This is a genomic window from Lelliottia nimipressuralis, assembly GCF_004402045.1.
GTDB lineage: Bacteria > Pseudomonadota > Gammaproteobacteria > Enterobacterales > Enterobacteriaceae > Enterobacter > Enterobacter chinensis.
Genome location: NZ_SOMG01000002.1, coordinates 38,101 through 61,072, shown reverse-complemented (window position 1 = coordinate 61,072; position 22,972 = coordinate 38,101). Strand labels below are relative to the sequence as shown.

Here is a 22,972-nt window from a genome sequence, read left to right as displayed (position 1 = left end):
CGACCCACTCTTTATCTCGGTAACTCCATTCACTATGGCAGGAAACAAACCCTTCAACAAACAGACTGAACCTCGCGAGCGTGATTTCCAGGTCGCAGGGTTAAAAGTCCCGCCGCACTCGATTGAAGCGGAACAGTCGGTGTTGGGCGGTTTAATGCTGGATAACGAACGCTGGGACGACGTCGCCGAGCGCGTCGTGGCGGAAGATTTCTACACCCGCCCGCACCGCCATATCTTTACCGAAATGGCGCGTCTGCAGGAGTCGGGCAGCCCAATCGACCTGATCACGCTCGCGGAATCGCTGGAACGTCTTGGGCAACTCGACAGCTGCGGTGGATTTGCCTATCTGGCGGAACTGTCAAAAAACACGCCTAGTGCGGCGAACATCAGCGCTTACGCCGACATCGTGCGCGAACGTGCCGTTGTCCGCGAGATGATTTCGGTGGCGAACGAGATCGCCGAAGCCGGGTTCGATCCGCAGGGTCGCACCAGCGAAGACCTGCTCGACCTTGCCGAGTCCCGCGTCTTTAAAATCGCCGAAAGCCGTGCCAATAAAGACGAAGGCCCAAAAAACATCGCCGATGTCCTTGATGCCACCGTTGCCCGTATCGAACAGCTGTTCCAGCAGCCGCACGATGGTGTGACCGGCGTGAACACCGGCTATGACGATTTGAACAAGAAAACCGCTGGCCTGCAGCCGTCGGATTTGATTATCGTCGCTGCGCGTCCGTCGATGGGTAAGACCACTTTTGCGATGAACCTCGTTGAAAACGCGGCGATGTTGCAGGATAAGCCGGTTTTAATCTTCAGTCTCGAGATGCCCTCCGAGCAGATTATGATGCGTTCTCTGGCATCGTTGTCCCGCGTGGATCAGACTCGCATTCGTACCGGGCAGCTGGACGATGAAGACTGGGCGCGCATCTCCGGTACCATGGGTATTCTGCTGGAAAAACGTAACATCTATATTGATGACTCCTCGGGCCTGACGCCGACGGAGGTTCGTTCCCGCGCGCGTCGTATCGCCCGTGAACACGGCGGTATCGGTCTTATCATGATCGACTACCTTCAGCTGATGCGCGTGCCGTCGCTCTCCGACAACCGTACGCTGGAGATCGCAGAGATTTCCCGCTCGCTCAAGGCGTTAGCCAAAGAACTGCACGTGCCGGTGGTGGCGCTATCGCAGCTCAACCGCTCTCTGGAACAACGTGCCGACAAGCGTCCGGTCAACTCCGACCTGCGTGAATCCGGCTCCATCGAGCAGGATGCCGACTTAATCATGTTTATCTACCGTGATGAGGTTTATCACGAGAACAGCGACCTGAAAGGGATCGCCGAAATTATTATTGGTAAACAACGTAACGGCCCGATCGGGACGGTGCGTCTGACCTTTAACGGACAGTGGTCGCGTTTCGACAACTATGCCGGTCCTCAATACGATGATGAGTAATTTCTAAGGAATTCAAATGCAAGCGGCAACAGTAGTTATCAACCGCCGCGCTCTGCGACACAACCTGCAACGTCTGCGTGAACTGGCACCCGCCAGCAAGCTCGTTGCAGTCGTGAAAGCGAACGCTTACGGACACGGTCTTCTTGAGACCGCGCGAACGCTCCCCGATGCCGACGCTTTTGGCGTCGCCCGTCTTGAAGAAGCTCTCCGCCTGCGCGCGGGGGGGATTACTCAACCCATTCTGCTGCTGGAAGGCTTTTTCGAAGCCACAGATTTGCCGACCATTGCTGACCAGCATCTTCACACGGCGGTGCATAACGAAGAGCAGCTCGCCGCGCTCGAGACCGCCGAGCTGAGCGAGCCGGTAACCGTGTGGATGAAGCTCGATACGGGCATGCACCGTCTGGGCGTGCGTCCGGAAAACGCGGAGGCGTTTTATCAGCGTTTGTGCCAGTGCAAAAACGTGCGCCAGCCGGTGAATATTGTCAGCCACTTTGCCCGCGCCGATGAGCCCGAATGCGGAGAGACCGAGCGGCAGCTGGATATCTTTACTACCTTCTGCGAAGGCAAGCCGGGGATGCGGTCCCTTGCGGCATCCGGCGGTATTTTACTGTGGCCTCAGTCGCACTTCGACTGGGCTCGCCCGGGCATCATTCTTTACGGCGTGTCGCCGCTGGAGGGCAAATCCTGGGGGCCAGATTTCGGTTTCCAGCCGGTGATGTCCCTTGTCTCTAACCTGATCGCCGTGCGCGAGCATAAAGCCGGTGAGCCAGTGGGTTACGGCGGCACATGGACCAGTGAACGCGATACGCGCCTGGGCGTAGTGGCGATGGGCTATGGCGACGGCTATCCGCGCGCAGCGCCGTCGGGTACGCCGGTTCTGGTCAACGGTCGCGAGGTGCAGATTGTGGGCCGCGTGGCGATGGACATGATTTGCGTCGATCTGGGACCTGAAGCCCAGGATAAGCCCGGCGACGATGTGGTGATGTGGGGCGAGGGTTTGCCTGTTGAACGTATTGCTGAAATTACAAAAGTGAGTGCTTACGAACTTATCACGCGCCTGACGTCACGGGTGGCGATGAAGTACATAGATTGAACCGCCAATGAAGTGAGGTCATTCACCTCACTTCAACTTTATTAACATCCTCTCGATCTTCTCCCACTTCCGGTTTATTGTTGAAATTCCTGCCTCATCGAATTCCGGAGATTCATCGCGTGTTTCAGAAAGTTGACGCCTATGCCGGCGACCCTATTCTCTCCTTAATGGAGCGTTTCAAAGAAGATCCTCGCAGCGATAAAGTGAACCTCAGCATCGGTTTGTATTATAACCACGAAGGTTTTATTCCCCAGCTGCAGGCCGTTGCCGAAGCCGAAGCGCGCCTGAACGCCGCTCCACACGGCGCATCGCTCTACCTGCCGATGGAAGGATTAAATACCTACCGCAGCACCATTGCGCCTCTTCTGTTTGGCGCCGATCACCCGGTGCTCGCGCAAAAACGCGTGGCTACCATCCAGACGTTAGGTGGCTCGGGTGCGCTAAAAGTGGGTGCAGACTTCCTGAAGAAATATTTCCCGGATTCGGGCGTGTGGGTCAGCGACCCAACGTGGGAAAACCACGTTGCGATTTTTGAAGGCGCAGGCTTTAAGGTGGGGACCTATCCGTGGTTCGACAGCAAAACCAACGGCGTGCGCGTTGAAGCGCTGCTGGAAAAACTGAATACCCTGCCGGAGCGCAGTATTGTCCTGCTGCATCCGTGCTGCCATAACCCGACCGGTGCGGACCTCACGAATGCCCAATGGGATGCCGTGATTGAGGTTCTGAAGGCGCGTAATCTGATCCCATTCCTCGACATTGCCTATCAGGGCTTTGGCTCGGGTATGGAAGAAGATGCCTACGCGATTCGCGCCGTTGCCAGCGCCGGGCTCCCTGCACTGGTGAGTAACTCTTTCTCTAAAATCTTCTCCCTGTACGGTGAACGCGTCGGGGGGCTGTCCGTGGTGTGTGAGGACGCCGAAGCCGCCAGCCGCGTGCTGGGTCAGCTGAAGGCGACGGTGCGCCGCATCTACTCCAGCCCGCCAAACTTTGGTGCGCAGGTTGTGGCGACCGTGCTCGGTGACGAACAGCTGAAAGCTAACTGGCTTGCGGAAGTGGAGGCCATGCGTAAACGCATCCTGTCCATGCGTCAGGAGCTGGTTAACGTGCTGAAAGAGGCCGTACCGGGACACAACTTCGACTATCTGCTTAAACAGCGCGGCATGTTTAGCTACACCGGCCTAAGCGCTGCTCAGGTCGATCGCCTGCGTGAAGAGTTCGGCGTCTACCTGATTGCCAGCGGACGTATGTGCGTGGCGGGCCTGAATGCCGGTAACGTTCATCGCGTGGCGCAGGCGTTTGCTGCTGTAATGTAAGTGCTTACTCACCAGCCCTCTCCCTGTGGGAGAGGGCATCAGGCCGCACAAGAACGTTGCCCGGTACTTTGTGATCTTCTTCTTTTTATTCAGCCTCATAAGTAAAAACTCCTTCCCTTCATCTTCCGCTGGGGTTATGGTCGGAGAGTTTTTTGACCATTCGCTCAAAATAAAACGATAACAAACTGAATATTCAGGGGAAAATATGCGCAAGATCACACTGGCGCTCAGCGCCGCCTGCTTATTGTTCTCGCTTAACAGTGCTGTCGTCGCGCGTGCTTCCGCACCCACGCCGCTTTACACCGGCACCACCGCCGCGATTCTTGCCGAGCAGGCACCCATTCACTGGGTTTCCGTGGCCCAAATCGAAAACAGCCTGATGGGTCGCCCGCCAATGGCCGTGGGCTTCGACATTGACGATACCGTTCTGTTCTCCAGCCCGGGTTTCTGGCGCGGCAAAAAAATGTATTCGCCCGACAGCGAAGCGTATCTGAAGAACCCGGAATTCTGGGAAAAAATGAATAACGGCTGGGACGAATTCAGCATCCCGAAAGAGGTGGCCCGCGCGCTTATCGCCATGCATGTGAAGCGCGGCGACAGCATTTACTTCGTGACCGGACGCAGTCAGACCAAAACCGAAACCGTCTCTAAAACGCTGCAGGATGATTTCCTGATCCCGGCATCGAGCATGAATCCGGTAATTTTTGCGGGTGATAAAGAAGGGCAAAACACCAAAACCCAGTGGCTGGAAAAGAAAAATATCAAAGTATTCTACGGCGACTCAGATAACGACATCACCGCCGCGCATGACGTAGGGGCCAGAGGGATAAGGGTACTGCGTGCCTCTAACTCGACGTACCGACCGCTCCCGATGGCCGGAAAGTTTGGCGAAGAGGTGATCGTCAGCTCGGAGTATTAAGCACCAGTCAGCGGGTATGATGATTTTTTAATCAAATCTCGCTGCTGCGGGTTTTACCTTTCGTCTTCTTGCTGCACACTTAGAAAGATTCATCTTTCATTACGGAGCAGCACATGTGGTATCAACAAACCCTGACCTTAAGCGCTAAACCACGCGGATTTCACCTGGTGACGGATGAAGTCATCGGGCAGATCCGCGACCTGTCGCGGGTCAAAATGGGTTTACTGCATCTGCTTCTTCAGCACACGTCGGCCTCTCTCACGCTTAATGAAAATTGCGATCCCACCGTCCGGTCTGACATGGAGCACCATTTTCTGAAGGCCGTCCCGGACAACGCACCTTATGAGCATGATTATGAGGGCGACGATGACATGCCTTCGCACATCAAATCTTCTCTGCTGGGCGTATCGCTGATGCTGCCGGTACACAATGGGCAGCTATTGTTGGGTACATGGCAGGGGATCTGGCTGGGAGAGCATCGCATTCACGGTGGTTCGCGTAAAATTATCGCCACGCTACAAGGGGAATAAAGATGACAATTTCGGAGCTACTTCAGTACTGCATGAGTAAACCGGGTGCGGAGCAAAGCGTTCATAGCGACTGGAAAGCCACGCAGATTAAAGTGGGGGACGTGCTGTTTGCGATGGTGAAAGAGGTTGAGGGGCGGCCGGCGGCGTCGCTGAAAACCAGTCCGGAACTGGCCGATTTATTGCGCCAGCAGCATGACGATGTAAGACCGAGCAAACATCTCAATAAAGCGCACTGGAGCACTGTCTATCTCGATGGCTCTATTCCAGGCTCACAGATTTACTATCTGGTGGATGCGTCTTATCAGCAGGCGGTTGAGCTACTGCCGGAAACGACCCGACAGCAGCTCTCCGTGTGATAATTACAGCAACGGTTTGAGGAAGCGTGCAGTGTGCGAGGCTTCGCACTCTGCAACGGTCTCTGGCGTACCGGAGACGAGGATTTCACCGCCGCCGCTGCCGCCTTCCGGGCCGAGATCGACAACCCAGTCCGCGGTTTTAATCACGTCCAGGTTGTGTTCGATGACCACGATGGTGTTGCCCTGATCGCGAAGCTGATGCAGAACCTCAAGCAACTGCTGGATATCGGCAAAGTGCAGACCGGTGGTCGGCTCATCCAGAATATACAGCGTCTGGCCGGTGCCACGTTTGGAGAGTTCACGCGCCAGCTTAACGCGCTGTGCTTCACCTCCTGACAGCGTGGTGGCGGACTGGCCCAGACGAATGTAGGTCAGACCGACGTCCATCAGCGTCTGCAGCTTACGCGCCAGCGCAGGGACGGCGTCAAAGAACTCGCGCGCCTCTTCTATGGTCATGTCCAGCACTTCGTGGATGGTCTTGCCTTTGTACTTAATCTCCAGCGTTTCACGGTTATAGCGCTTACCCTTGCACTGGTCGCACGGCACGTAGATATCCGGCAGGAAGTGCATCTCAACCTTGATCACGCCGTCGCCCTGGCAGGCTTCGCAGCGGCCGCCGCGCACGTTAAAACTGAACCGTCCAGGCGTGTACCCGCGTGAACGTGATTCCGGTACGCCCGCAAACAGTTCACGTACAGGCGTAAAGACGCCGGTATAGGTCGCCGGGTTGGAACGCGGGGTACGGCCAATCGGGCTCTGGTCGATATCGATAACCTTGTCGAAATGCTCCAGCCCGTGGATCTCGCGGTACGGTGCAGGCTCGGCGAGCGTTGCGCCGTTGAGCGCCGTCTGTGCAATCGGGAACAGGGTATCGTTGATCAGCGTCGATTTACCGGAACCGGACACGCCGGTAATACAGGTAAACAGCCCAACCGGCAGCGTCAGGGTGACGTCTTTCAGGTTGTTGCCGCGCGCCCCGGTCAGCTTCAGCACTTTTTCCGGATCCGCTGCCACGCGCTGCTTCGGTACCTCAATCTTGCGCTTACCGCTCATGAACTGGCCGGTGAGGGACTCTGGCACCGCCATAATGTCTTTCAGCGTACCTTCCGCAACCACCTGACCGCCGTGTACGCCTGCGCCAGGACCAATATCGATCACGTGGTCTGCTGCGCGGATCGCATCTTCGTCGTGCTCAACCACAATCACCGTGTTACCGAGGTTACGCAGGTGTACCAGGGTGCCGAGCAGGCGCTCGTTGTCGCGCTGATGCAGGCCGATGGACGGCTCATCGAGCACGTACATGACGCCTACCAGGCCCGCGCCAATCTGGCTTGCCAGACGGATACGCTGGGCTTCACCGCCGGAGAGCGTTTCCGCCGAGCGGGAAAGCGTCAGGTAGTTCAGGCCAACGTTGACCAGGAACTTCAGGCGATCGCCAATCTCTTTCAGCACTTTTTCGGCAATTTTTGCACGCTGGCCGGAGAGCTTCAGGTTGTTGAAGAAGTCCATCGCATGGCCGATGCTCATGTCTGAGATGGTCGGCAGCGCCGTGTTTTCTACAAACACGTGGCGTGCTTCGCGACGCAGACGCGTGCCCTCACAGGTGGCGCAGGAGCGGTTGCTGATGAACTTCGCCAGCTCCTCGCGCACCGCGCTGGATTCGGTCTCTTTGTAGCGGCGCTCCATATTGTGCAGCACCCCTTCGAACGGGTGGCGACGCACGGAGGTATCGCCGCGATCGTTCATGTACTTGAACTCAATGTTCTCTTTGCCGGAACCGAACAGGATCACTTTATGCACGTTCGGGCTCAGGCTGGCCCACGGGGCTTCCACGTCGAATTTATAGTGCTCAGCCAGTGATTTAAGCATCTGGAAGTAGTAGAAATTACGCTTATCCCAGCCGCGGATCGCACCGCCCGCCAGGGACAGCTCCGGATTCTGGATCACGCGGTCCGGGTCAAAATACTGCTGCACGCCCAGGCCATCACACGTCGGGCACGCGCCCGCCGGGTTGTTGAACGAGAACAGTCGCGGTTCCAGCTCGCGCATGCTGTAGCCGCAAATAGGGCAGGCAAAGTTGGCGGAGAAGAGTAGCTCTTCCGCTTTCGGGTCGTCCATGTCGGAGACCACGGCCGTACCGCCGGAGAGTTCCAGCGCCGTTTCAAAGGATTCCGCCAGACGCGTGGCGAGATCGTCACGCACCTTGAAGCGGTCAATCACCACTTCGATGGTGTGCTTCTTCTGCAGCTCAAGCTTTGGCGGATCGGACAGGTCGCACACCTCGCCGTCGATACGGGCGCGGATGTAGCCCTGGCTTGCCAGGTTTTCCAGCGTTTTGGTGTGCTCGCCTTTACGTTCTTTAATGATTGGTGCCAGCAGCATCAGGCGTTTGCCTTCCGGCTGCGATAGCACGTTATCCACCATCTGGCTTACGGTCTGTGCCGCCAGCGGGACGTCGTGGTCCGGGCAGCGCGGCTCACCCACGCGCGCATACAGCAGACGCAGGTAGTCATGGATTTCGGTAATGGTACCGACCGTTGAACGCGGGTTGTGCGAGGTGGACTTCTGCTCAATAGAGATAGCAGGGGATAACCCTTCAATGTGGTCGACATCCGGTTTTTCCATCAGCGACAGGAACTGACGCGCGTACGCAGAGAGTGATTCAACGTAACGACGCTGTCCTTCGGCATACAAAGTGTCGAAAGCCAGTGAGGATTTGCCAGACCCCGAAAGCCCGGTCACGACAATGAGTTTGTCGCGAGGAATTATGAGGTTGATATTCTTGAGATTGTGGGTGCGGGCGCCCCGAACTTCGATCTTATCCATTCACCTTTCCCGGTTGGAACACGGATTGCCTGGTTTGTTTGAAGGACAAACGGCTGTCAGAAACGGCTAATTATGACACAATTTGACCTGTTTGAATATACAGTATTGGAATGCATTTTCTGATTCGCTGTGTAACAATGTCGAGTTCGCGGGAGATTTCTGAACCTGCTACGCAACTATGCAAATTGACGCGTGGAAATGGTACACTCGCGCGTTTACACTATTAAGAAACGTATTCAGGAGACACGAACATGGCCAGCAGAGGCGTAAACAAGGTGATTCTCGTCGGTAATCTGGGCCAGGACCCGGAAGTACGCTACATGCCGAGTGGTGGCGCAGTTGCCAACATTACGCTGGCTACTTCCGAATCCTGGCGTGATAAAGCGACCGGTGAGATGAAAGAGCAGACCGAATGGCACCGCGTTGTGCTGTTTGGCAAACTGGCAGAAGTGGCCGGTGAGTATCTGCGTAAAGGTTCTCAGGTGTATATCGAAGGTCAGCTGCGTACCCGCAAATGGACCGATCAGTCCGGCGCTGAGAAGTACACCACTGAAGTTGTGGTTAACGTCGGTGGCACCATGCAGATGCTGGGTGGCCGTCAGGGCGGTGGCGCGGCACCAGCAGGTGGCGGCCAGCAGCAGGGCGGTTGGGGTCAGCCTCAGCAGCCACAGGGCGGCAACCAGTTCAGCGGCGGTGCACAGTCTCGTCCACAGCAGCAGTCTGCGCCGGCGCCGTCTAACGAACCGCCAATGGATTTCGACGACGACATTCCGTTCTGATTTCCAGCGCGTAAAAACAAAAAACCCAGACCATTGTCTGGGTTTTTTTATTCGATAAGGGATCAGGTAATGACCATCGGCCAGTCCGGCGGCGTATGGCTCATCGCCTCAACCATTACCACTTTGATATTTTCCCAGACGGCGGCCATATCCAGCAGGGTAATGCCAAGCAGACCCGTGGCAAACCAGCAGGCTGCACCCAGCCCCAACAGCGTGCTGATGACAGCAAGAGCCGCGTAGTCAGATTTACGAAACTGAATGTTAAGCGTGCTGGCTAAAAACATCAGTACCGCACTCAACAAAGGCCAGCGCAGGAGAACCATGCTGGTAGTAATGGTTGCCATAGAACCCATCCTCTACAAAACAGACGAACTGAATGAAACGGAATTTTTTCGTTACATAAGATTTGTGAACTATATCACGATCGCTGTTTTATTCGCCAGTGCCGGACTGATGAAAAGCGGGGGGAGTTATCGCTACCCATTGTCAGTGCGCGTCTGTGAAAAAATATATCTTTGCAGGCTAAGCTCCCTTTTTCCGGACTCTTTATAAAGAATTCATTGGGATAGCAAAACTGATGCAAAAGCGGGTGTTATGTACAACGTTTACAGTAATATTCCTATGGCTTATGCTTGAGTGGATAATTAATTTTACTCGCAGCTTATATTTCAGGTTTTTGAATTTTATTGCTTTTTTGTTTATTCGTACGTTTTTAATTACACACAACGTTGTTTTTAATTCGCCGCGCTGAAACTCAGCCTGCCGCGTTGTTTTGACGATTTTTCGAATCTGAAGAAAGTTGCGTCCGGTTTATCGCCTGATAATCAGCGAAAAAAATGAAAGAAAACCGACGTGAGATTGTTAATGACAGCATGCAGGCGTTGCATGCGCTGGCAAAACTGATGCCCCAGCTTCATGCTCAATGTTCTCTGGCCGATATGCTGGAGACCATCAGCCGGGCCCTGGGAGCAAGTCTTGCCTGGGTGAGTGTTAACGGTGATGACGGGCTGCAGCGCGTGGTCTGTGCCGGAGAGATGACCTGCCATCCCTTCGAGGTGGCTGATTTCCTTGCGGATACCCTGCTCCAGCGGCACCCTCGATCGTGGCGGGTTGTCTACTGGAAAGAGAATATTGGCCGCGCGTTATTTCCTCATCAGCACCCCGGCTATGCGCAACTGCAAAGCGGTGTGCTGTGCAAGCTTTCAACCCATAACTGGCACTGTAGCGGCTATTTCTTTTTAGCGTTTAATGAAAGACTTTATTCGCTGCCGATTCTGAAAAATATCGTCGTGGTGCTGGTGGAAAAATTAAAAGACTACTTTGCGGAAATTATTGCCCGTGAGAAAACCGCGCAGGAAATGAAGCGTGTCGTGACGCAATATAAGACTCTGTTTGAACGTGCCCCGGTTTTAATGAACTCTTTCGACAAATTCAACCGCTGCGTGCTGTGGAATGCCGAATGTGAAAAAGTATTCGGCTGGACGATGGCGGAGATCGCTGAGCATGCCGATCCGCTTTCGCTGTTTTACCCCGACCCCGAAGAGCGGCGGCGGGTTAGGGAGTCGGTCAATGTCTCACCGCTTAAGGATATGTATGAGTGGCATCCGCTACGTAAAGACGGCACCCCGTTGACGGTACTGTGGTCAAACATTCTGTTGCCAGACAACTCTATCCTCAATATTGGGCTGGATATTACCGAGCGGAAAAAAGCCGAACAGCAGCTGGAGGTAAAAGCCACCACAGACGATCTTACCGGCTGCTATAACCGTTCGGCGATTTTGCAGCAGCTGGAACTCGCGCTGGAGGCCAATGCCAGGCAGGAGGTTAACAGCCATTTTTGTATCCTGATGTTCGATCTGGATTTTTTCAAACAGATCAACGATGAATGGGGACACCCGGTGGGCGATGCAGCGCTGCTTCATTTTTGTAATTCTGTGCGCGAATTAGTCCCTTCAGACTCAGCGTTAGGGCGCGTGGGAGGCGAAGAGTTTTTGCTCCTGCTGGCGCAAACTGACGGCAAGGGCGCAGCACAGCTGTCCGCCAGGTTGCGCACCGTTCTGGAAACCAATCCGCTGATAGTGGATGAGAGAAAACTGTCGCTGTCGTTTAGCGCAGGGGTCGTGGAAGTCTGCGGAGAACAGCAGGATACTTCAGCCTTACTGAGGCGTGCCGATAAAGCATTATATGAGGCCAAGCAGACGGGGCGAGGAAAAACGGTAGTGGCGGCTGATTATTTATAAATCAGCGAACAAAATACGCCCGAACAAATAGCGTGAAATGTCATAGTAAGGTTGTGCTTTTTTCGCGCTGCCACAAGTTTGGCTTAATCAACAATCGTCTGTTGTGTTATCTTCCCACCGCCCTTGCGGGCTGGATAATTATTTTCCTTAATTGAAACGGCACGAATACTTACAGTTTAACTTACGGGAAAATATTATCGTCATAACGAAATTTAAGATTTTTAATACTAAAAGTCAGTTGCTAACTTCGCATGATTCATGCAACGTAATCACCTGTTTAACAAAGCATCCGGCCTTCATTACTACAGGCGTACAACATGCAGGGATATAGGGCGGGAAATGAATCGTAGCGCGCGGCGCAAGATGCTCAGGGTGGTAGGGATCATCATGGTAGTTATGCTGCCGGTGATGCTTGCGCTATGGTTTGCCCAGCTTAGAGCCGTATCTGAAACAAGCGCCCAGCTACGCACATTTGCTGAACTGGCTTTAGACAAGACCGAGCTGGTTATTCAGCAGGTTGATCTGGCCCGCGACGAGGCTGAAAAATATCAGGGTGAACGTTGTACGCCGGGACACCGTCAATATATGTTGAACGTTGTTCGTGGCCGACTGTTTGTTGCCGATTTAATTTATGCAGAAGGTCAGAATTTTCTTTGTTCGACCATTTTTACGCCGGATCAACCCTACGCCATTCCCGTTGCTAATTACACGCGTAAACCTGACGTCGCAATCTATTATTATCGCGATACCCCATTTTATACTGGCTATAAAATGACATATATGCAGCGCGGAAATTATGTGGTGGTCGTCAATCCGCTGTCATACAGCGAAGTCATGTCCGCGGATCATTCTCTCTCGTGGGGAGTGTACGACACGGTAACCAATGCGTTCTTTTCCGTCAGCCCGAAAGCCAATATTTCTTTATTAAATTCGATGATTCGAGATAAGGAATCGGTATTTCAAAAAGATAACCGCTTTTATACGGTCGTAAAATCGGTCAAAAGACCTATTGCGGCTATTGTGTCGACATCAAATAAACGCTTTTATGAAACGCTTTATCATCAGGCGACCTTGACGCTGCCGCTGGGTATGATCTGCAGTATTATTATTTTGCTGGTATGGTCCCGTACCCATCGTGAGCTTAATTCGCCAGGTCGCTTGTTGCACCGGGCGTTGAACAAACGTCAGCTTTGCGTGCACTACCAGCCGATTATTGATATCAAGAATAATCAGTGTGTGGGCGCGGAGGCATTGTTACGCTGGCCTGGTTTTAACGGGCAGGTGATGAGCCCGGCTGAGTTTATTCCGCTGGCGGAAAAAGAGGGCATGAGCGAGCGGATTACGGACTATGTCGTAGAGGAGATGTTCAGCGATCTGGGCCATTTCCTGGCCGAGCATCCGCATCTCTATATTTCGATTAACCTGTCGGCCACGGATTTCCACTCCTCGCGGTTGATCTCCATGATTTCTGACAAGGCCCGCCACTATGCCGTCCGCGCGCAGCAAATCAAAATTGAAGTGACGGAACGCGGTTTTATCGATGTGCCAAAAACCACGCCAGTGATTCAGGCTTTCCGTCAGGCGGGTTATGAAGTCGCGATCGATGACTTCGGTACCGGTTACTCGAACCTACACAACCTCTACTCGCTGAACGTGGATATTCTGAAAATCGATAAATCGTTTATCGATACCTTAACGACCAACAGTACCAGCCACCTTATCGCCGAGCATATTATCGAGATGGCCCAAAGCCTGCGGCTTAAAACCATTGCGGAAGGGGTAGAGACGGCAGAGCAGGTGAGCTGGCTGTTGAAGCGCGGCGTTCAGTATTGTCAGGGATGGCACTTCGCGAAAGCGATGCCGCCGCAGGAATTTATGACCTGGCAGCAGCAACCTTTGCACTGAGAATCATTAATTCAACTGGTGGCGATAATCGCTCGGCGTGCGGTCAAACTCGCGGCGAAACACGCGGGAAAAGGTCTGTTGCGACACGTAGCCAAGATCCATCGCGATATCAAAAATCGGCCGCTGCGTTGAGCGTAACGCCTGCGCCGCCAGCAGCAGCCTGCGCTGACGAATGTACTCCCCCAGCGTCTGATGCATAACCGTACGGAACATTCTCTGTAAATACCATTTCGAATAGCCCGACTTTTTCGCGACCACATCAATGTTCAACGGTTGGTCGATATGTTCATCAATCCATTCAATAAGTGTCTGAATAATCTGCTGATGCGACATAAGGTTGCCCCTCTGTAGATACAACTATCTCGGTTAATTCGTCGTTTTCTCTGCGGGGGAGTATAATTCCTCAAGTTAACTTGAGGTAAAGAGGTTTTATGGAAAAGAGATTGCCGCGAATTAAAGCGCTATTAACCCCTGGTGAAGTGGCAAAGCGAAGCGGCGTTGCCGTATCGGCGCTCCACTTCTATGAAAGCAAAGGGTTAATCAAGAGTATCCGTAACGGGGGAAACCAGCGTCGCTATACCCGCGACGTGCTCCGCTACGTGGCGATTATTAAAATTGCGCAACGAATCGGAATTCCCCTGGCCACCATTGGCGAAGCCTTTGGCGTGCTGCCGGAAGGGCATACGCTGAGCCCGAAAGAGTGGAAGGAGCTCTCATCCCAGTGGCGTGAAGAACTGGACAGGCGTATCCATACGCTGGTCGCACTGCGTGACGAGCTGGATGGCTGCATTGGCTGCGGCTGTTTGTCTCGTAGCGATTGTCCGCTGCGTAACCCGGGAGACCGGCTGGGCGAGCAGGGGACAGGGGCGCGGTTGCTGGAAGAGGATTGAGCGTGCGTGTAGCCCATTCGCCGGGTGGCGCTTCGCTTACCCGGCCTACCAAACCGTCAAATGTAGGCCGGGTAAGGCGCAGCCGCCACCCGGCAAAACCCCGCATATATAAAGAACTAAAGCGCCACATAAGGGCGCTTTAGTTTTTCCCGGTCTTTGTCTTTCACTCTATCCCGCTGGTTCACGGGAGGGTTTCCCCCGACGTCAGCACCCCTCGTGTCGAGCGGGTTGGGGAGGTTCCGGATTGTGCTGACACTTTAATTCTATGCAAGACCCGTTTTTTCGCCAGCCGCGTTGACCGTTTTTTAGACGAATTTTTTTCGCGGTGTTGTTCGATTTTCTATAGTTAAAAAGTATGAATAACAGGAGAAAACCATGCTCACGGTACACCACCTTAACCAGTCGCGCTCGCACCGCGTGATCTGGGCGCTGGAAGAACTCGCTCTGCCGTATGAGATCGTTCACTACCAACGCGAAAAGAACATGCTGGCACCGGAGTCCCTCAAAAGGGTGCATCCGTTGGGCAAATCACCGGTCATTGAAGATAACGGACTGATCCTTGCGGAGTCAGGCGCCATTCTGGAGTACCTGCAGGAAACGTACGATCCCGAGTCGCGGCTTAAGCCTTTAGATCCGGCGCATAAGGTGCAATACCGCTTCTGGCTGCATTACGCTGAAGGATCGCTGATGCCGCTGCTGTTAATGAAGCTGGTCTTCAACAGCCTCGGCAAGCCGCCCGTGCCGTTTGGTATCAGAACCCTGGGCAAAGCGCTGGGTCAGGGGGTGCAGAAAGCGTATCTCAACCGTCAGCTGGAAACCCATGCGCGCTTTATTGAGTCACATCTTGCTGCAAACAGCTGGTTTGCCGGGGATACGCTCAGCATGGCCGACATTCAGATGAGTTTCCCGATCTTTGCCCTGCTGGCACGCGGCGGTATTCCTAATCTGCCGCATATTCAGGCATGGAAGACAAAGGTCGAGAACAGCCCCGGCTGGCAAAAAACGCTGCAACAATGTGGCCCGTTATCTATCCCGGGTGAGGATTGAAATGTAAACAAATTGCGCATAGACGATAACGTTTGCGCATCCTCTGTTTATTTCTTCAGCGTCATAAGTGAATTTTAGCGAAAAACGAGAAAGTTCAGTTGAAAAGGGCGGGGATTAGGCTAGATAATCGTTTGCCTTAATTTGACCACCCGTTTGTAAGCGCGGAGCTAAACGTTTGCTTTTTTTGTGACGCCCTTTCGTCGCAAACGCAACACAAGGATTTGACGTTTAGCTGGCAGTGGCGTCTCCACCTCGCTTACGGGCTTCCTAAAAAACTCTCAGGGGATGTTTTCTATGTCTACGCCATCTGCGCGTACTGGCGGTTCACTTGACGCCATGTTTAAAATTTCGGCTCGCGGCAGCACCGTGCGCCAGGAAATCGTTGCCGGTTTGACAACGTTTCTGGCGATGGTTTACTCCGTCATCGTTGTGCCGGGCATGCTGGGCAAAGCGGGCTTCCCGCCAGCGGCTGTCTTTGTGGCGACCTGCCTTGTGGCCGGCGTGGGCTCTATCGTGATGGGCCTGTGGGCGAACCTGCCGCTGGCGATTGGTTGCGCTATCTCTCTGACCGCTTTCACCGCGTTCAGCCTGGTGCTGGGCCAGCACATTAGCGTACCGGTTGCGCTGGGCGCCGTATTCCTGATGGGCGTGCTGTTTACCGTTATTTCAGCAACCGGCATCCGTAGCTGGATTTTGCGCAACCTGCCGCAGGGCGTGGCGCACGGTACCGGTATCGGCATCGGCCTGTTCCTGTTGCTGATCGCCGCTAACGGCGTCGGTCTGGTTATCAAGAACCCGCTGGAGGGTCTGCCGGTGGCGCTGGGTCATTTCGCCAGCTTCCCGGTGATTATGTCGCTTATCGGTCTGGCGGTGATTATCGGTCTGGAAAAACTGAAAGTCCCGGGCGGCATTCTGCTGACGATTATCGGCGTTTCCATTGTCGGCCTGATTTTCGATCCGAACGTCCACTTCTCCGGTATTTTCGCTATGCCGTCGCTGAGCGATGACAAAGGCAACTCCCTGATTGGCAGCCTGGATATCGTCGGCGCGCTGAATCCGGTGATCCTGCCAAGCGTGCTGGCGCTGGTGATGACCGCCGTATTTGACGCGACCGGTACCATTCGTGCCGTCGCGGGCCAGGCAAACCTGCTGGATAAAGACGGTCAGATTATTGATGGCGGCAAAGCGCTGACCACCGACTCCCTGAGCAGCGTCTTCTCTGGCCTGGTGGGCGCGGCACCTGCGGCAGTGTACATCGAGTCCGCAGCGGGTACGGCGGCGGGCGGTAAAACCGGCCTGACGGCGATCACCGTCGGCGTGCTGTTCATGCTGATCCTGTTCCTCTCTCCGCTCTCCTATCTGGTTCCGGCGTACGCGACCGCACCAGCGCTGATGTATGTTGGTCTGCTGATGCTGAGCAACGTGGCGAAAATCGACTTTGCGGATTTCGTGGACGCCATGTCTGGCCTGATTACCGCGGTCTTTATCGTGCTGACCTGTAACATTGTTACCGGCATTATGATCGGTTTCGCGTCGCTGGTGATTGGTCGTCTGGTCTCCGGTGAATGGCGCAAGCTGAACGTCGGCACCGTGGTCATCGCTGTTGCGCTGGTGGCATTCTACGCGGGCGGCTGGGCAATCTAAGTTGTCCTTTGATGCGAAAACGGGTGGCTCAGGCCGCCCGTTTTTATTTTCAGGACTCATCCTGTTGCCTTTTACGTTACTCTGGGGAAGATAGAATGAAAGGCACGACGCCTTCCGTAGTACATAAGCAACACAGCAAACAGGGAACGCATGGAAATCTTCTTCACAATACTCATCATGACCCTTGTGGTCTCGCTATCCGGGGTGGTTACACGCGTACTGCCCTTTCAGGTCCCCCTGCCATTAATGCAAATTGCCATCGGCGCGCTGCTGGCGTGGCCGACGTTTGGCCTGCACGTTGAGTTCGACCCGGAACTGTTCCTCGTGCTGTTTATCCCGCCACTGCTGTTTGCCGATGGCTGGAAAACGCCCACGCGCGAATTCCTTGAGCACGGGCGAGAGATCTTCGGCCTGGCGCTGGCGCTGGTGGTGGTCACCGTGGTCGGGATTGGTTTTCTCATCTACTGGGCCGTACCAGGCATCCCGTTAATTCCGGCTTTTGCGCTGGCCGCCGTGCTGTCGCCAACCGATGCCGTGGCGCTTTCCGGCATTGTGGGTGAAGGCCGTATTCCGAAGAAAATTATGGGGATTTTACAGGGGGAGGCGCTGATGAATGACGCCTCCGGCCTGGTCGCCCTGAAATTTGCCGTGGCCGTTGCGATGGGCACGATGGTCTTTACCGTCGGCGGCGCGACCCTGGAGTTCTTTAAGGTGGCCATTGGCGGTATCCTGGCGGGCTTCGTGGTGAGCTGGCTGTACGGCCGCTCGCTGCGCTTCCTCAGCCGCTGGGGCGGTGATGAACCCGCGACGCAGATCGTATTGCTGTTCCTGCTGCCGTTTGCTTCCTACCTGATTGCTGAACACATCGGCGTGTCGGGCATTCTGGCGGCGGTGGCGGCAGGGATGACCATCACCCGCTCCGGCGTGATGCGCCGCGCGCCGCTGGCGATGCGCCTGCGCGCCAACAGTACCTGGGCGATGCTCGAATTCGTGTTTAACGGCATGGTATTTCTGCTGTTGGGCCTGCAGCTGCCGGGCATTATGGAATCCTCGCTGGTGGCGGCCGAAGCCGACCCGAACGTTGAGGTCTGGATGCTGTTTACCGACGTCGTGCTGATCTACCTGGCGCTGATGCTGGTGCGTTTCGGCTGGCTGTGGACGATGAAAAACTTCAGCGTACGCTTCCTGAAGAAAAAGCCGATGGAGTTCGGCTCGTGGACAACGCGTGAGCTGCTGATTGCCTCCTTTGCTGGCGTACGCGGGGCGATCACCCTTGCCGGTGTGCTCTCTATTCCACTGCTGCTGCCTACGGGCGATGTCTTCCCGGCGCGCTACGAGCTGGTGTTCCTGGCGGCGGGCGTGATTCTGTTCTCCCTGTTTGTCGGCGTGATTATGCTGCCGATTTTGCTGCAGCATATCGACGCGGGTGATTCGACCCAGCAGCACAAAGAGGAGCGAATTGCGCGTGCGGCCACCGCCGAAGTGGCGATTGTCGCTATCCAGAAAATGGAAGAGCGCCTGGCCGCGGATGCGGAAGAGAACATCGATAATCAGCTGCTGACAGAGGTCAGTTCCCGCGTGATTGGTAACCTGCGTCGCCGTGCCGATGGGCGTAACGATGTGGAAAGCTCGTTGCAGGAGGAGAACCTGGAGCGTCGATTCCGTCTGGCGGCGCTGCGCTCAGAGCGTGCCGAGCTGTACCACCTGCGCGCTACGCGGCAGATCAGCAACGAGACGCTGCAAAAGCTGCTGCACGATCTGGATCTGCTGGAAGCGTTGTTGATAGAGAATCAGTAACGCGCTTTTGCCCGGTGGCGCTACGCTTACCGGGCCTACGTTCGAACCGTAGGCCGGGTCAGGCGAAGCCGCCGCCCGGCACTATTCAGACCGCACCCAAAACCCCTCACAGCACTCCAGCCACGCCTGGGCGCTGTGCGACAAATACACCCCTTCGCGCCAGATCATCCCCAGCTGCCAGTGCAACTTGCTCTCCAGCGGGATCCAGCGCAGCGTATTTTTATCCAGACGCTCGCAAATCGGCTGCGGCAGGATGGCAATCCCCACGCCGGCCTGCACCATCGCCGCCAGGAAATCCCACTGACCGCTGCGCACCGCAATGCGCGGCTTCACGTTATGTTGATTAAACAGCGTCATCAGCTGGCGGCTGAGGGCGAAATCTTCGTTGTAGATCAGCAGAGGGTGCTCGCCAAGTAATTCAGGTTTCACCGAGTCTCTCTTCAGCCAGTCGCCGGAGCGGGGAACCAGCACGCACAGCGGGTGGCTAAAGAGAGGAAGCGTCGCCAGACCGCTCTCTTCCTCAACGGGGAGGGCGGTCATGGCGACGTCGAGCTCGCCGTTAGTGACGGCCTGCTGGACGGTTAACCCACCAAACTCCGAAATTTTCAGCTCAACGCCGGGATAGCGCTGGCGAAACAGGCTAATCGGCCCGGCCATCATCATCCCCACCATCGGTGGAATGCCGAGGCGAAGCACTCCTTTGGTCAGATGATTGATATCATCCAGCTCAGCTTCCAGCTGGCGGAACTCTGCCAGAATCGCCAGCCCGCGTTCGAACACCACGCGTCCGGTGTCGGTCAGCAACAGCTTGCGCCCGTCGCGGAGCAGCAGGGTACAGTTCAGTTCATCTTCGAGGTTTTTCAGCATCTTGCTGATGGTGGGCTGGGTAACAAACAACTTCTCCGCTGCGCGGGTAAAACTCTGCTGGCGAACCACTTCGACAAAATAGCGCAGCGTTCTTATGTCCATGATTATTCCTCGAAACTATACCTTTGATGATTTTAATTCATTTCAGTCCACTCCGTGCGCTCACTATACTGGCGCCTCGTCTCATTTTTGAGGAAAACCCCCATGGCCGTGGCGTTAAGCCGTGTTACGCCAGCCGTTGTACAGCGACTCCAGGTACCGGTTCAGGTACTGCTCTACGCGGGACTGTTTGTTTTTGCTGAATATCTTGTCGGCTGGCTCCATCTGCCGCTGCCCGCCAACCTGGTGGGGATGCTGCTGATGCTGACGCTCATCCTCTGTCGCGTGATCCCCCTTAACTGGGTGCGCGCCGGCGCACGCTGGCTGCTGGCAGAGATGCTGCTGTTCTTTGTTCCTGCCGTGGTGGCGGTGGTGAACTATGCGCAACTGCTGATGGTGGACGGCTGGCGGATCTTTGCGGTCATCGCGCTGAGTACGTTGATGGTACTGGGGGCGACTGCCTGGGTGGTGGACAAAGTCTATCGGTTTGAAATCCGCAGGCACAAGCATGACTAACTTTCAGATAAGCGTCCTGTGCCTGATTGCGACGCTGGGGATCTACTTCGCCAACAAGCGGCTGTATCGCCGTTTTCATGCCCTGCCGCTGATGCCGCTGGTCTTCACGCCGATTCTGCTGGTGCTGATGCTGGTCTTCGGCCATATCTCCTGGCAGAACTACATTGGTGAATCCCACTGGCTGTTGTGGCTGCTCGGCCCGGCGACCATCGCCTTTGCCGTTCCCGTTTACGACAATCTGGCGATTATCAAGCGCCACTGGATGTCGCTCAGCGCAGGCGTGCTCACCGCCACGGTGGTGGCGGTCTGTAGCTCGGTCTGGCTGGCGCGGCTGTTTACGCTGCCCGATGAAATTCAGCGCAGCCTGGCCGTGCGTTCGGTGACCACGCCGTTTGCGCTGGCCGCCGCGAAACCGCTTGGCGGGCAGCCGGATCTGGTGGCGCTGTTTGTGGTGGTGACGGGCGTCTTTGGGATGGCGGTCGGCGATATGCTGTTTCTGCGGCTTTCTATTCGGGAAGGGATGGCGAAAGGCGCGGGGTTTGGTGCGGCTTCACACGGCGCGGGCACGGCACGCTCGTATGAACTGGGTCAGCAGGAGGGCGTTGTTGCGAGCCTGGTGATGATGCTCTCAGGCGTGGTGATGGTGCTGATTGCACCGCTGGTGGCGTGGGTGATGTTTTAAATTCCCCGGTCAAGTGACCGGGGAGAAGAGCTTAGTGCGCGCGGCCCTGCTCAACGCCGAGACCGGTTTGTGAACGGATAAACTGGGCGCGGAATTTCTCGCGCTCCAGGTTACCCTCCGGCGAGTTGTCGGTGGCAGAGAAGAACCAGATACCGATAAATGCCACGGCGATAGAGAACAGCGCCGGGTATTCATACGGGAAGATGGCGCTGGCGTGACCGAGGATCTGCACCCAGATGGTCGGGCCCAGAACCATCAGGATCACCGCTGTCAGCAGCCCCAGCCAGCCGCCAATCATCGCCCCACGGGTGGTCAGTTTTGACCAGTACATGGAGAGCAGGATGATCGGGAAGTTGCAGCTTGCAGCAATCGAGAAGGCCAGCCCCACCATAAAGGCGATGTTCTGTTTCTCGAACAGGATGCCCAGCAGAATGGCGACCACGCCCAGCACCAGTACGGTGATTTTAGAGACTTTGAGCTCATCACGTTCGCTTGCCCCTTTACGGATCACGTTGGCGTAGAGGTCGTGCGACACCGCAGAAGCGCCGGCCAGCGTCAGCCCTGCAACCACCGCGAGAATGGTGGCGAAAGCCACGGCAGAGATAAAGCCGAGGAAGAGATTACCGCCCACTGCATCAGCCAGGTGCACCGCCGCCATGTTGTTACCGCCAATCAGCGCGCCTGCCGCGTCTTTAAACGCCGGATTCGCCCCCACCAGCATGATGGCGCCAAAGCCGATGATAAAGGTCAGGATGTAGAAGTAACCCATAAAACCGGTGGCGTAGAAGACGCTTTTACGCGCTTCACGCGCGTCGCTCACGGTGAAGAAACGCATCAGAATGTGAGGCAGACCTGCGGTACCGAACATCAGACCCAGGCCGAGCGAGAGTGCGGATATCGGATCTTTCACCAGCCCGCCCGGGCTCATGATCGCTTCCCCTTTCGGGTGGACCGCCATCGCTTCAGTAAACAGGTTATTGAAGCTGAACCCGACGTGCTTCATTACCATAAAGGCCATAAAGCTTGCGCCGAACAGCAGCAGAACGGCTTTGATGATCTGCACCCAAGTGGTCGCCAGCATGCCGCCGAACAGGACGTACATCACCATCAGCACGCCAACCAGCACTACCGCGATGTGGTAATTCAGGCCGAACAGCAGCTGGATCAATTTACCCGCGCCGACCATCTGCGCAATCAGGTACAGCGCCACCACCACCAGCGAACCGCAGGCGGAGAGGGTACGAATCGGCCCCTGCTTCAGACGGTACGAGGCCACGTCTGCGAAGGTATAGCGTCCCAGGTTGCGCAAGCGCTCAGCAATCAGGAACAGAATGATCGGCCAGCCGACGAGGAAGCCGAGGGAGTAAATCAGGCCGTCATAGCCGGAGGTGTACACCAGCGCAGAAATCCCGAGGAACGAGGCGGCGGACATAAAGTCACCCGCAATCGCCAGCCCGTTCTGGAAACCGGTAATGTTGCCGCCTGCGGTGTAGTAATCGTTACGGGAGCGCACGCGTTTCGACGCCCAGTACGTGATGTACAGCGTCAGCAGGACGAAAATCAGGAACATCACAATTGCCTGCCAGTTGGTTGGCTGGCGCTGTACCTCGCCGGTAATGGCATCTGCCGCGTGGGCGGCAAAGGGAAGTGTGGCGGCGAGCGCCGTCAGAACTCGCTTCATGATGCTTTTACCTCGCGCAGGACTTCTCTGTTAAGACGATCAAATTCACCGTTCGCGCGCCAGACGTAGACGCCGGTCAGCAAGAATGAAATCACAATCACGCCAATGCCAATCGGAATGCCGCGCGTCACGCTGGTCCCCTCGTGCAGCGGGGTGCCCAGCCAGTGTGGAGCAAAGGCGATCAGCATAATAAAGCCGACGTAGATAACCAGCATGATGATGGAAAGGATGAAGGCAAACCGTTGCCGCTTATCGACGAGCTCCCTGTAGTGCGCACTATTCTCTATCTGCTGACAAATATCGTTATTCATCACAGAGTTCTCCAGAAGTATGGGTAG

At 55.5% G+C, this 22,972-nt stretch carries 21 protein-coding genes; 15 read left to right on the top strand and 6 right to left on the bottom strand.

All coding sequences use genetic code 11. The annotated features are described in order from the left end of the window. Positions 1-34 precede the first annotated feature (34 nt). From dnaB to E3U32_RS00780, 6 genes are all read left to right on the top strand, one after another. Positions 35-1,447, top strand: coding sequence for a replicative DNA helicase (dnaB, locus tag E3U32_RS00805; protein ID WP_023310046.1), 1,413 nt, complete (start codon positions 35-37; stop codon positions 1,445-1,447). Between the two features lie 16 nt (positions 1,448-1,463). After that, positions 1,464-2,543 (top strand): alanine racemase, encoded by a 1,080-nt coding sequence (gene alr, locus E3U32_RS00800; protein WP_134347313.1) that lies wholly within the window; start codon positions 1,464-1,466, stop codon positions 2,541-2,543. Between the two features lie 119 nt (positions 2,544-2,662). Then, positions 2,663-3,856 carry an aromatic amino acid transaminase gene (gene tyrB / locus E3U32_RS00795; RefSeq protein WP_134347312.1) on the top strand — a complete coding sequence of 398 codons (1,194 nt, stop codon included), beginning with the start codon at positions 2,663-2,665 and terminating at the stop codon, positions 3,854-3,856. A gap of 205 nt (positions 3,857-4,061) precedes the next feature. Continuing rightward, positions 4,062-4,775 carry an acid phosphatase AphA gene (aphA, locus tag E3U32_RS00790; protein WP_134347311.1) on the top strand — a complete coding sequence of 238 codons (714 nt, stop codon included), beginning with the start codon at positions 4,062-4,064 and terminating at the stop codon, positions 4,773-4,775. A gap of 113 nt (positions 4,776-4,888) precedes the next feature. Then, positions 4,889-5,305 (top strand): secondary thiamine-phosphate synthase enzyme YjbQ, encoded by a 417-nt coding sequence (locus tag E3U32_RS00785; RefSeq protein WP_134347310.1) that lies wholly within the window; start codon positions 4,889-4,891, stop codon positions 5,303-5,305. Between the two features lie 2 nt (positions 5,306-5,307). Further along, complete coding sequence (locus E3U32_RS00780; RefSeq protein WP_134347309.1) at positions 5,308-5,661, top strand: MmcQ/YjbR family DNA-binding protein; 354 nt, start codon at positions 5,308-5,310, stop codon at positions 5,659-5,661. Positions 5,662-5,664: 3 nt separating this feature from the next. On the opposite strand, the gene uvrA is transcribed toward E3U32_RS00780, so the two are convergent. After that, complete coding sequence (uvrA, locus tag E3U32_RS00775; RefSeq protein WP_134347308.1) at positions 5,665-8,487, bottom strand: excinuclease ABC subunit UvrA; 2,823 nt, start codon at positions 8,485-8,487, stop codon at positions 5,665-5,667. Positions 8,488-8,738: 251 nt separating this feature from the next. Between uvrA and ssb1 the strand changes: the two genes are divergently transcribed. After that, positions 8,739-9,266, top strand: a complete 528-nt coding sequence (gene ssb1 / locus E3U32_RS00765; RefSeq protein WP_047345589.1) for a single-stranded DNA-binding protein SSB1 — start codon at positions 8,739-8,741, stop codon at positions 9,264-9,266. Positions 9,267-9,328: 62 nt separating this feature from the next. On the opposite strand, the gene E3U32_RS00760 is transcribed toward ssb1, so the two are convergent. Next, positions 9,329-9,610, bottom strand: coding sequence for a YjcB family protein (locus E3U32_RS00760; protein WP_134347307.1), 282 nt, complete (start codon positions 9,608-9,610; stop codon positions 9,329-9,331). A gap of 492 nt (positions 9,611-10,102) precedes the next feature. On the opposite strand from E3U32_RS00760, the gene E3U32_RS00755 reads away from it, so the two are divergent. Together E3U32_RS00755 and E3U32_RS00750 are read left to right on the top strand one after the other, a co-directional pair. Beyond that, entirely contained in the window at positions 10,103-11,506 is a 1,404-nt protein-coding gene (locus E3U32_RS00755; protein WP_134347306.1) for a GGDEF domain-containing protein, read from the top strand. Between the two features lie 339 nt (positions 11,507-11,845). Continuing rightward, positions 11,846-13,411 (top strand): EAL domain-containing protein, encoded by a 1,566-nt coding sequence (locus E3U32_RS00750; protein WP_134347305.1) that lies wholly within the window; start codon positions 11,846-11,848, stop codon positions 13,409-13,411. Between the two features lie 6 nt (positions 13,412-13,417). On the opposite strand, the gene soxS is transcribed toward E3U32_RS00750, so the two are convergent. Further along, entirely contained in the window at positions 13,418-13,744 is a 327-nt protein-coding gene (gene soxS / locus E3U32_RS00745) for a superoxide response transcriptional regulator SoxS (protein ID WP_013095071.1), read from the bottom strand. A gap of 98 nt (positions 13,745-13,842) precedes the next feature. On the opposite strand from soxS, the gene soxR reads away from it, so the two are divergent. The 4 genes from soxR to E3U32_RS00725 all read left to right on the top strand — a co-directional run bounded on the left by soxR (position 13,843) and on the right by E3U32_RS00725 (position 18,789). Next, positions 13,843-14,301, top strand: coding sequence for a redox-sensitive transcriptional activator SoxR (gene soxR / locus E3U32_RS00740; RefSeq protein WP_023331806.1), 459 nt, complete (start codon positions 13,843-13,845; stop codon positions 14,299-14,301). Between the two features lie 375 nt (positions 14,302-14,676). Beyond that, complete coding sequence (locus E3U32_RS00735; RefSeq protein WP_134347304.1) at positions 14,677-15,348, top strand: glutathione S-transferase family protein; 672 nt, start codon at positions 14,677-14,679, stop codon at positions 15,346-15,348. Between the two features lie 294 nt (positions 15,349-15,642). After that, positions 15,643-16,992: a guanine/hypoxanthine transporter GhxP gene (ghxP, locus tag E3U32_RS00730; RefSeq protein WP_047345583.1), complete on the top strand. Its 1,350-nt coding sequence runs from the start codon at positions 15,643-15,645 to the stop codon at positions 16,990-16,992. A 150-nt stretch (positions 16,993-17,142) separates the two neighbouring features. After that, complete coding sequence (locus E3U32_RS00725; protein WP_023334184.1) at positions 17,143-18,789, top strand: Na+/H+ antiporter; 1,647 nt, start codon at positions 17,143-17,145, stop codon at positions 18,787-18,789. 81 nt (positions 18,790-18,870) lie between these two features. On the opposite strand, the gene E3U32_RS00720 is transcribed toward E3U32_RS00725, so the two are convergent. Beyond that, positions 18,871-19,758, bottom strand: coding sequence for a LysR family transcriptional regulator (locus E3U32_RS00720; RefSeq protein WP_134347303.1), 888 nt, complete (start codon positions 19,756-19,758; stop codon positions 18,871-18,873). 102 nt (positions 19,759-19,860) lie between these two features. Between E3U32_RS00720 and E3U32_RS00715 the strand changes: the two genes are divergently transcribed. Both E3U32_RS00715 and E3U32_RS00710 read left to right on the top strand, forming a co-directional pair. Further along, positions 19,861-20,271 (top strand): CidA/LrgA family protein, encoded by a 411-nt coding sequence (locus E3U32_RS00715; protein ID WP_025757857.1) that lies wholly within the window; start codon positions 19,861-19,863, stop codon positions 20,269-20,271. After that, positions 20,264-20,953 carry an LrgB family protein gene (locus E3U32_RS00710; protein WP_134347302.1) on the top strand — a complete coding sequence of 230 codons (690 nt, stop codon included), beginning with the start codon at positions 20,264-20,266 and terminating at the stop codon, positions 20,951-20,953. The genes E3U32_RS00715 and E3U32_RS00710 overlap by 8 nt, the downstream gene beginning before the upstream one ends. Before the next feature lie 31 nt (positions 20,954-20,984). Here E3U32_RS00710 and actP read toward each other — a convergent pair whose 3' ends face one another. Next, the gene (gene actP / locus E3U32_RS00705; protein ID WP_133550930.1) at positions 20,985-22,634 is read right to left on the bottom strand and encodes a cation/acetate symporter ActP; all 1,650 of its coding nucleotides are present in this window, start codon (positions 22,632-22,634) and stop codon (positions 20,985-20,987) included. Further along, complete coding sequence (locus E3U32_RS00700; protein WP_134347361.1) at positions 22,631-22,945, bottom strand: DUF485 domain-containing protein; 315 nt, start codon at positions 22,943-22,945, stop codon at positions 22,631-22,633. Before E3U32_RS00700 ends, actP begins: the two co-directional genes overlap by 4 nt. Positions 22,946-22,972: the final 27 nt, after the last annotated feature.

Bases quoted from the DNA above. Each gene is read 5' to 3' on its own strand.
- E3U32_RS00715 (WP_025757857.1), top strand. From the start codon at position 19,861: ATGGCCGTGGCGTTAAGCCGTGTTACGCCAGCCGTTGTACAGCGACTC.
- soxR (WP_023331806.1), top strand. From the start codon at position 13,843: ATGGAAAAGAGATTGCCGCGAATTAAAGCGCTATTAACCCCTGGTGAA.
- E3U32_RS00785 (WP_134347310.1), top strand. From the start codon at position 4,889: ATGTGGTATCAACAAACCCTGACCTTAAGCGCTAAACCACGCGGATTT.
- E3U32_RS00725 (WP_023334184.1), top strand. From the start codon at position 17,143: ATGGAAATCTTCTTCACAATACTCATCATGACCCTTGTGGTCTCGCTA.
- E3U32_RS00780 (WP_134347309.1), top strand. From the start codon at position 5,308: ATGACAATTTCGGAGCTACTTCAGTACTGCATGAGTAAACCGGGTGCG.
- ghxP (WP_047345583.1), top strand. From the start codon at position 15,643: ATGTCTACGCCATCTGCGCGTACTGGCGGTTCACTTGACGCCATGTTT.
- E3U32_RS00755 (WP_134347306.1), top strand. From the start codon at position 10,103: ATGAAAGAAAACCGACGTGAGATTGTTAATGACAGCATGCAGGCGTTG.
- soxS (WP_013095071.1), bottom strand. From the start codon at position 13,744: ATGTCGCATCAGCAGATTATTCAGACACTTATTGAATGGATTGATGAA.
- E3U32_RS00720 (WP_134347303.1), bottom strand. From the start codon at position 19,758: ATGGACATAAGAACGCTGCGCTATTTTGTCGAAGTGGTTCGCCAGCAG.
- alr (WP_134347313.1), top strand. From the start codon at position 1,464: ATGCAAGCGGCAACAGTAGTTATCAACCGCCGCGCTCTGCGACACAAC.
- E3U32_RS00700 (WP_134347361.1), bottom strand. From the start codon at position 22,945: ATGAATAACGATATTTGTCAGCAGATAGAGAATAGTGCGCACTACAGG.
- actP (WP_133550930.1), bottom strand. From the start codon at position 22,634: ATGAAGCGAGTTCTGACGGCGCTCGCCGCCACACTTCCCTTTGCCGCC.
- E3U32_RS00710 (WP_134347302.1), top strand. From the start codon at position 20,264: ATGACTAACTTTCAGATAAGCGTCCTGTGCCTGATTGCGACGCTGGGG.
- dnaB (WP_023310046.1), top strand. From the start codon at position 35: ATGGCAGGAAACAAACCCTTCAACAAACAGACTGAACCTCGCGAGCGT.
- E3U32_RS00760 (WP_134347307.1), bottom strand. From the start codon at position 9,610: ATGGCAACCATTACTACCAGCATGGTTCTCCTGCGCTGGCCTTTGTTG.
- E3U32_RS00750 (WP_134347305.1), top strand. From the start codon at position 11,846: ATGAATCGTAGCGCGCGGCGCAAGATGCTCAGGGTGGTAGGGATCATC.
- E3U32_RS00735 (WP_134347304.1), top strand. From the start codon at position 14,677: ATGCTCACGGTACACCACCTTAACCAGTCGCGCTCGCACCGCGTGATC.
- uvrA (WP_134347308.1), bottom strand. From the start codon at position 8,487: ATGGATAAGATCGAAGTTCGGGGCGCCCGCACCCACAATCTCAAGAAT.
- aphA (WP_134347311.1), top strand. From the start codon at position 4,062: ATGCGCAAGATCACACTGGCGCTCAGCGCCGCCTGCTTATTGTTCTCG.
- ssb1 (WP_047345589.1), top strand. From the start codon at position 8,739: ATGGCCAGCAGAGGCGTAAACAAGGTGATTCTCGTCGGTAATCTGGGC.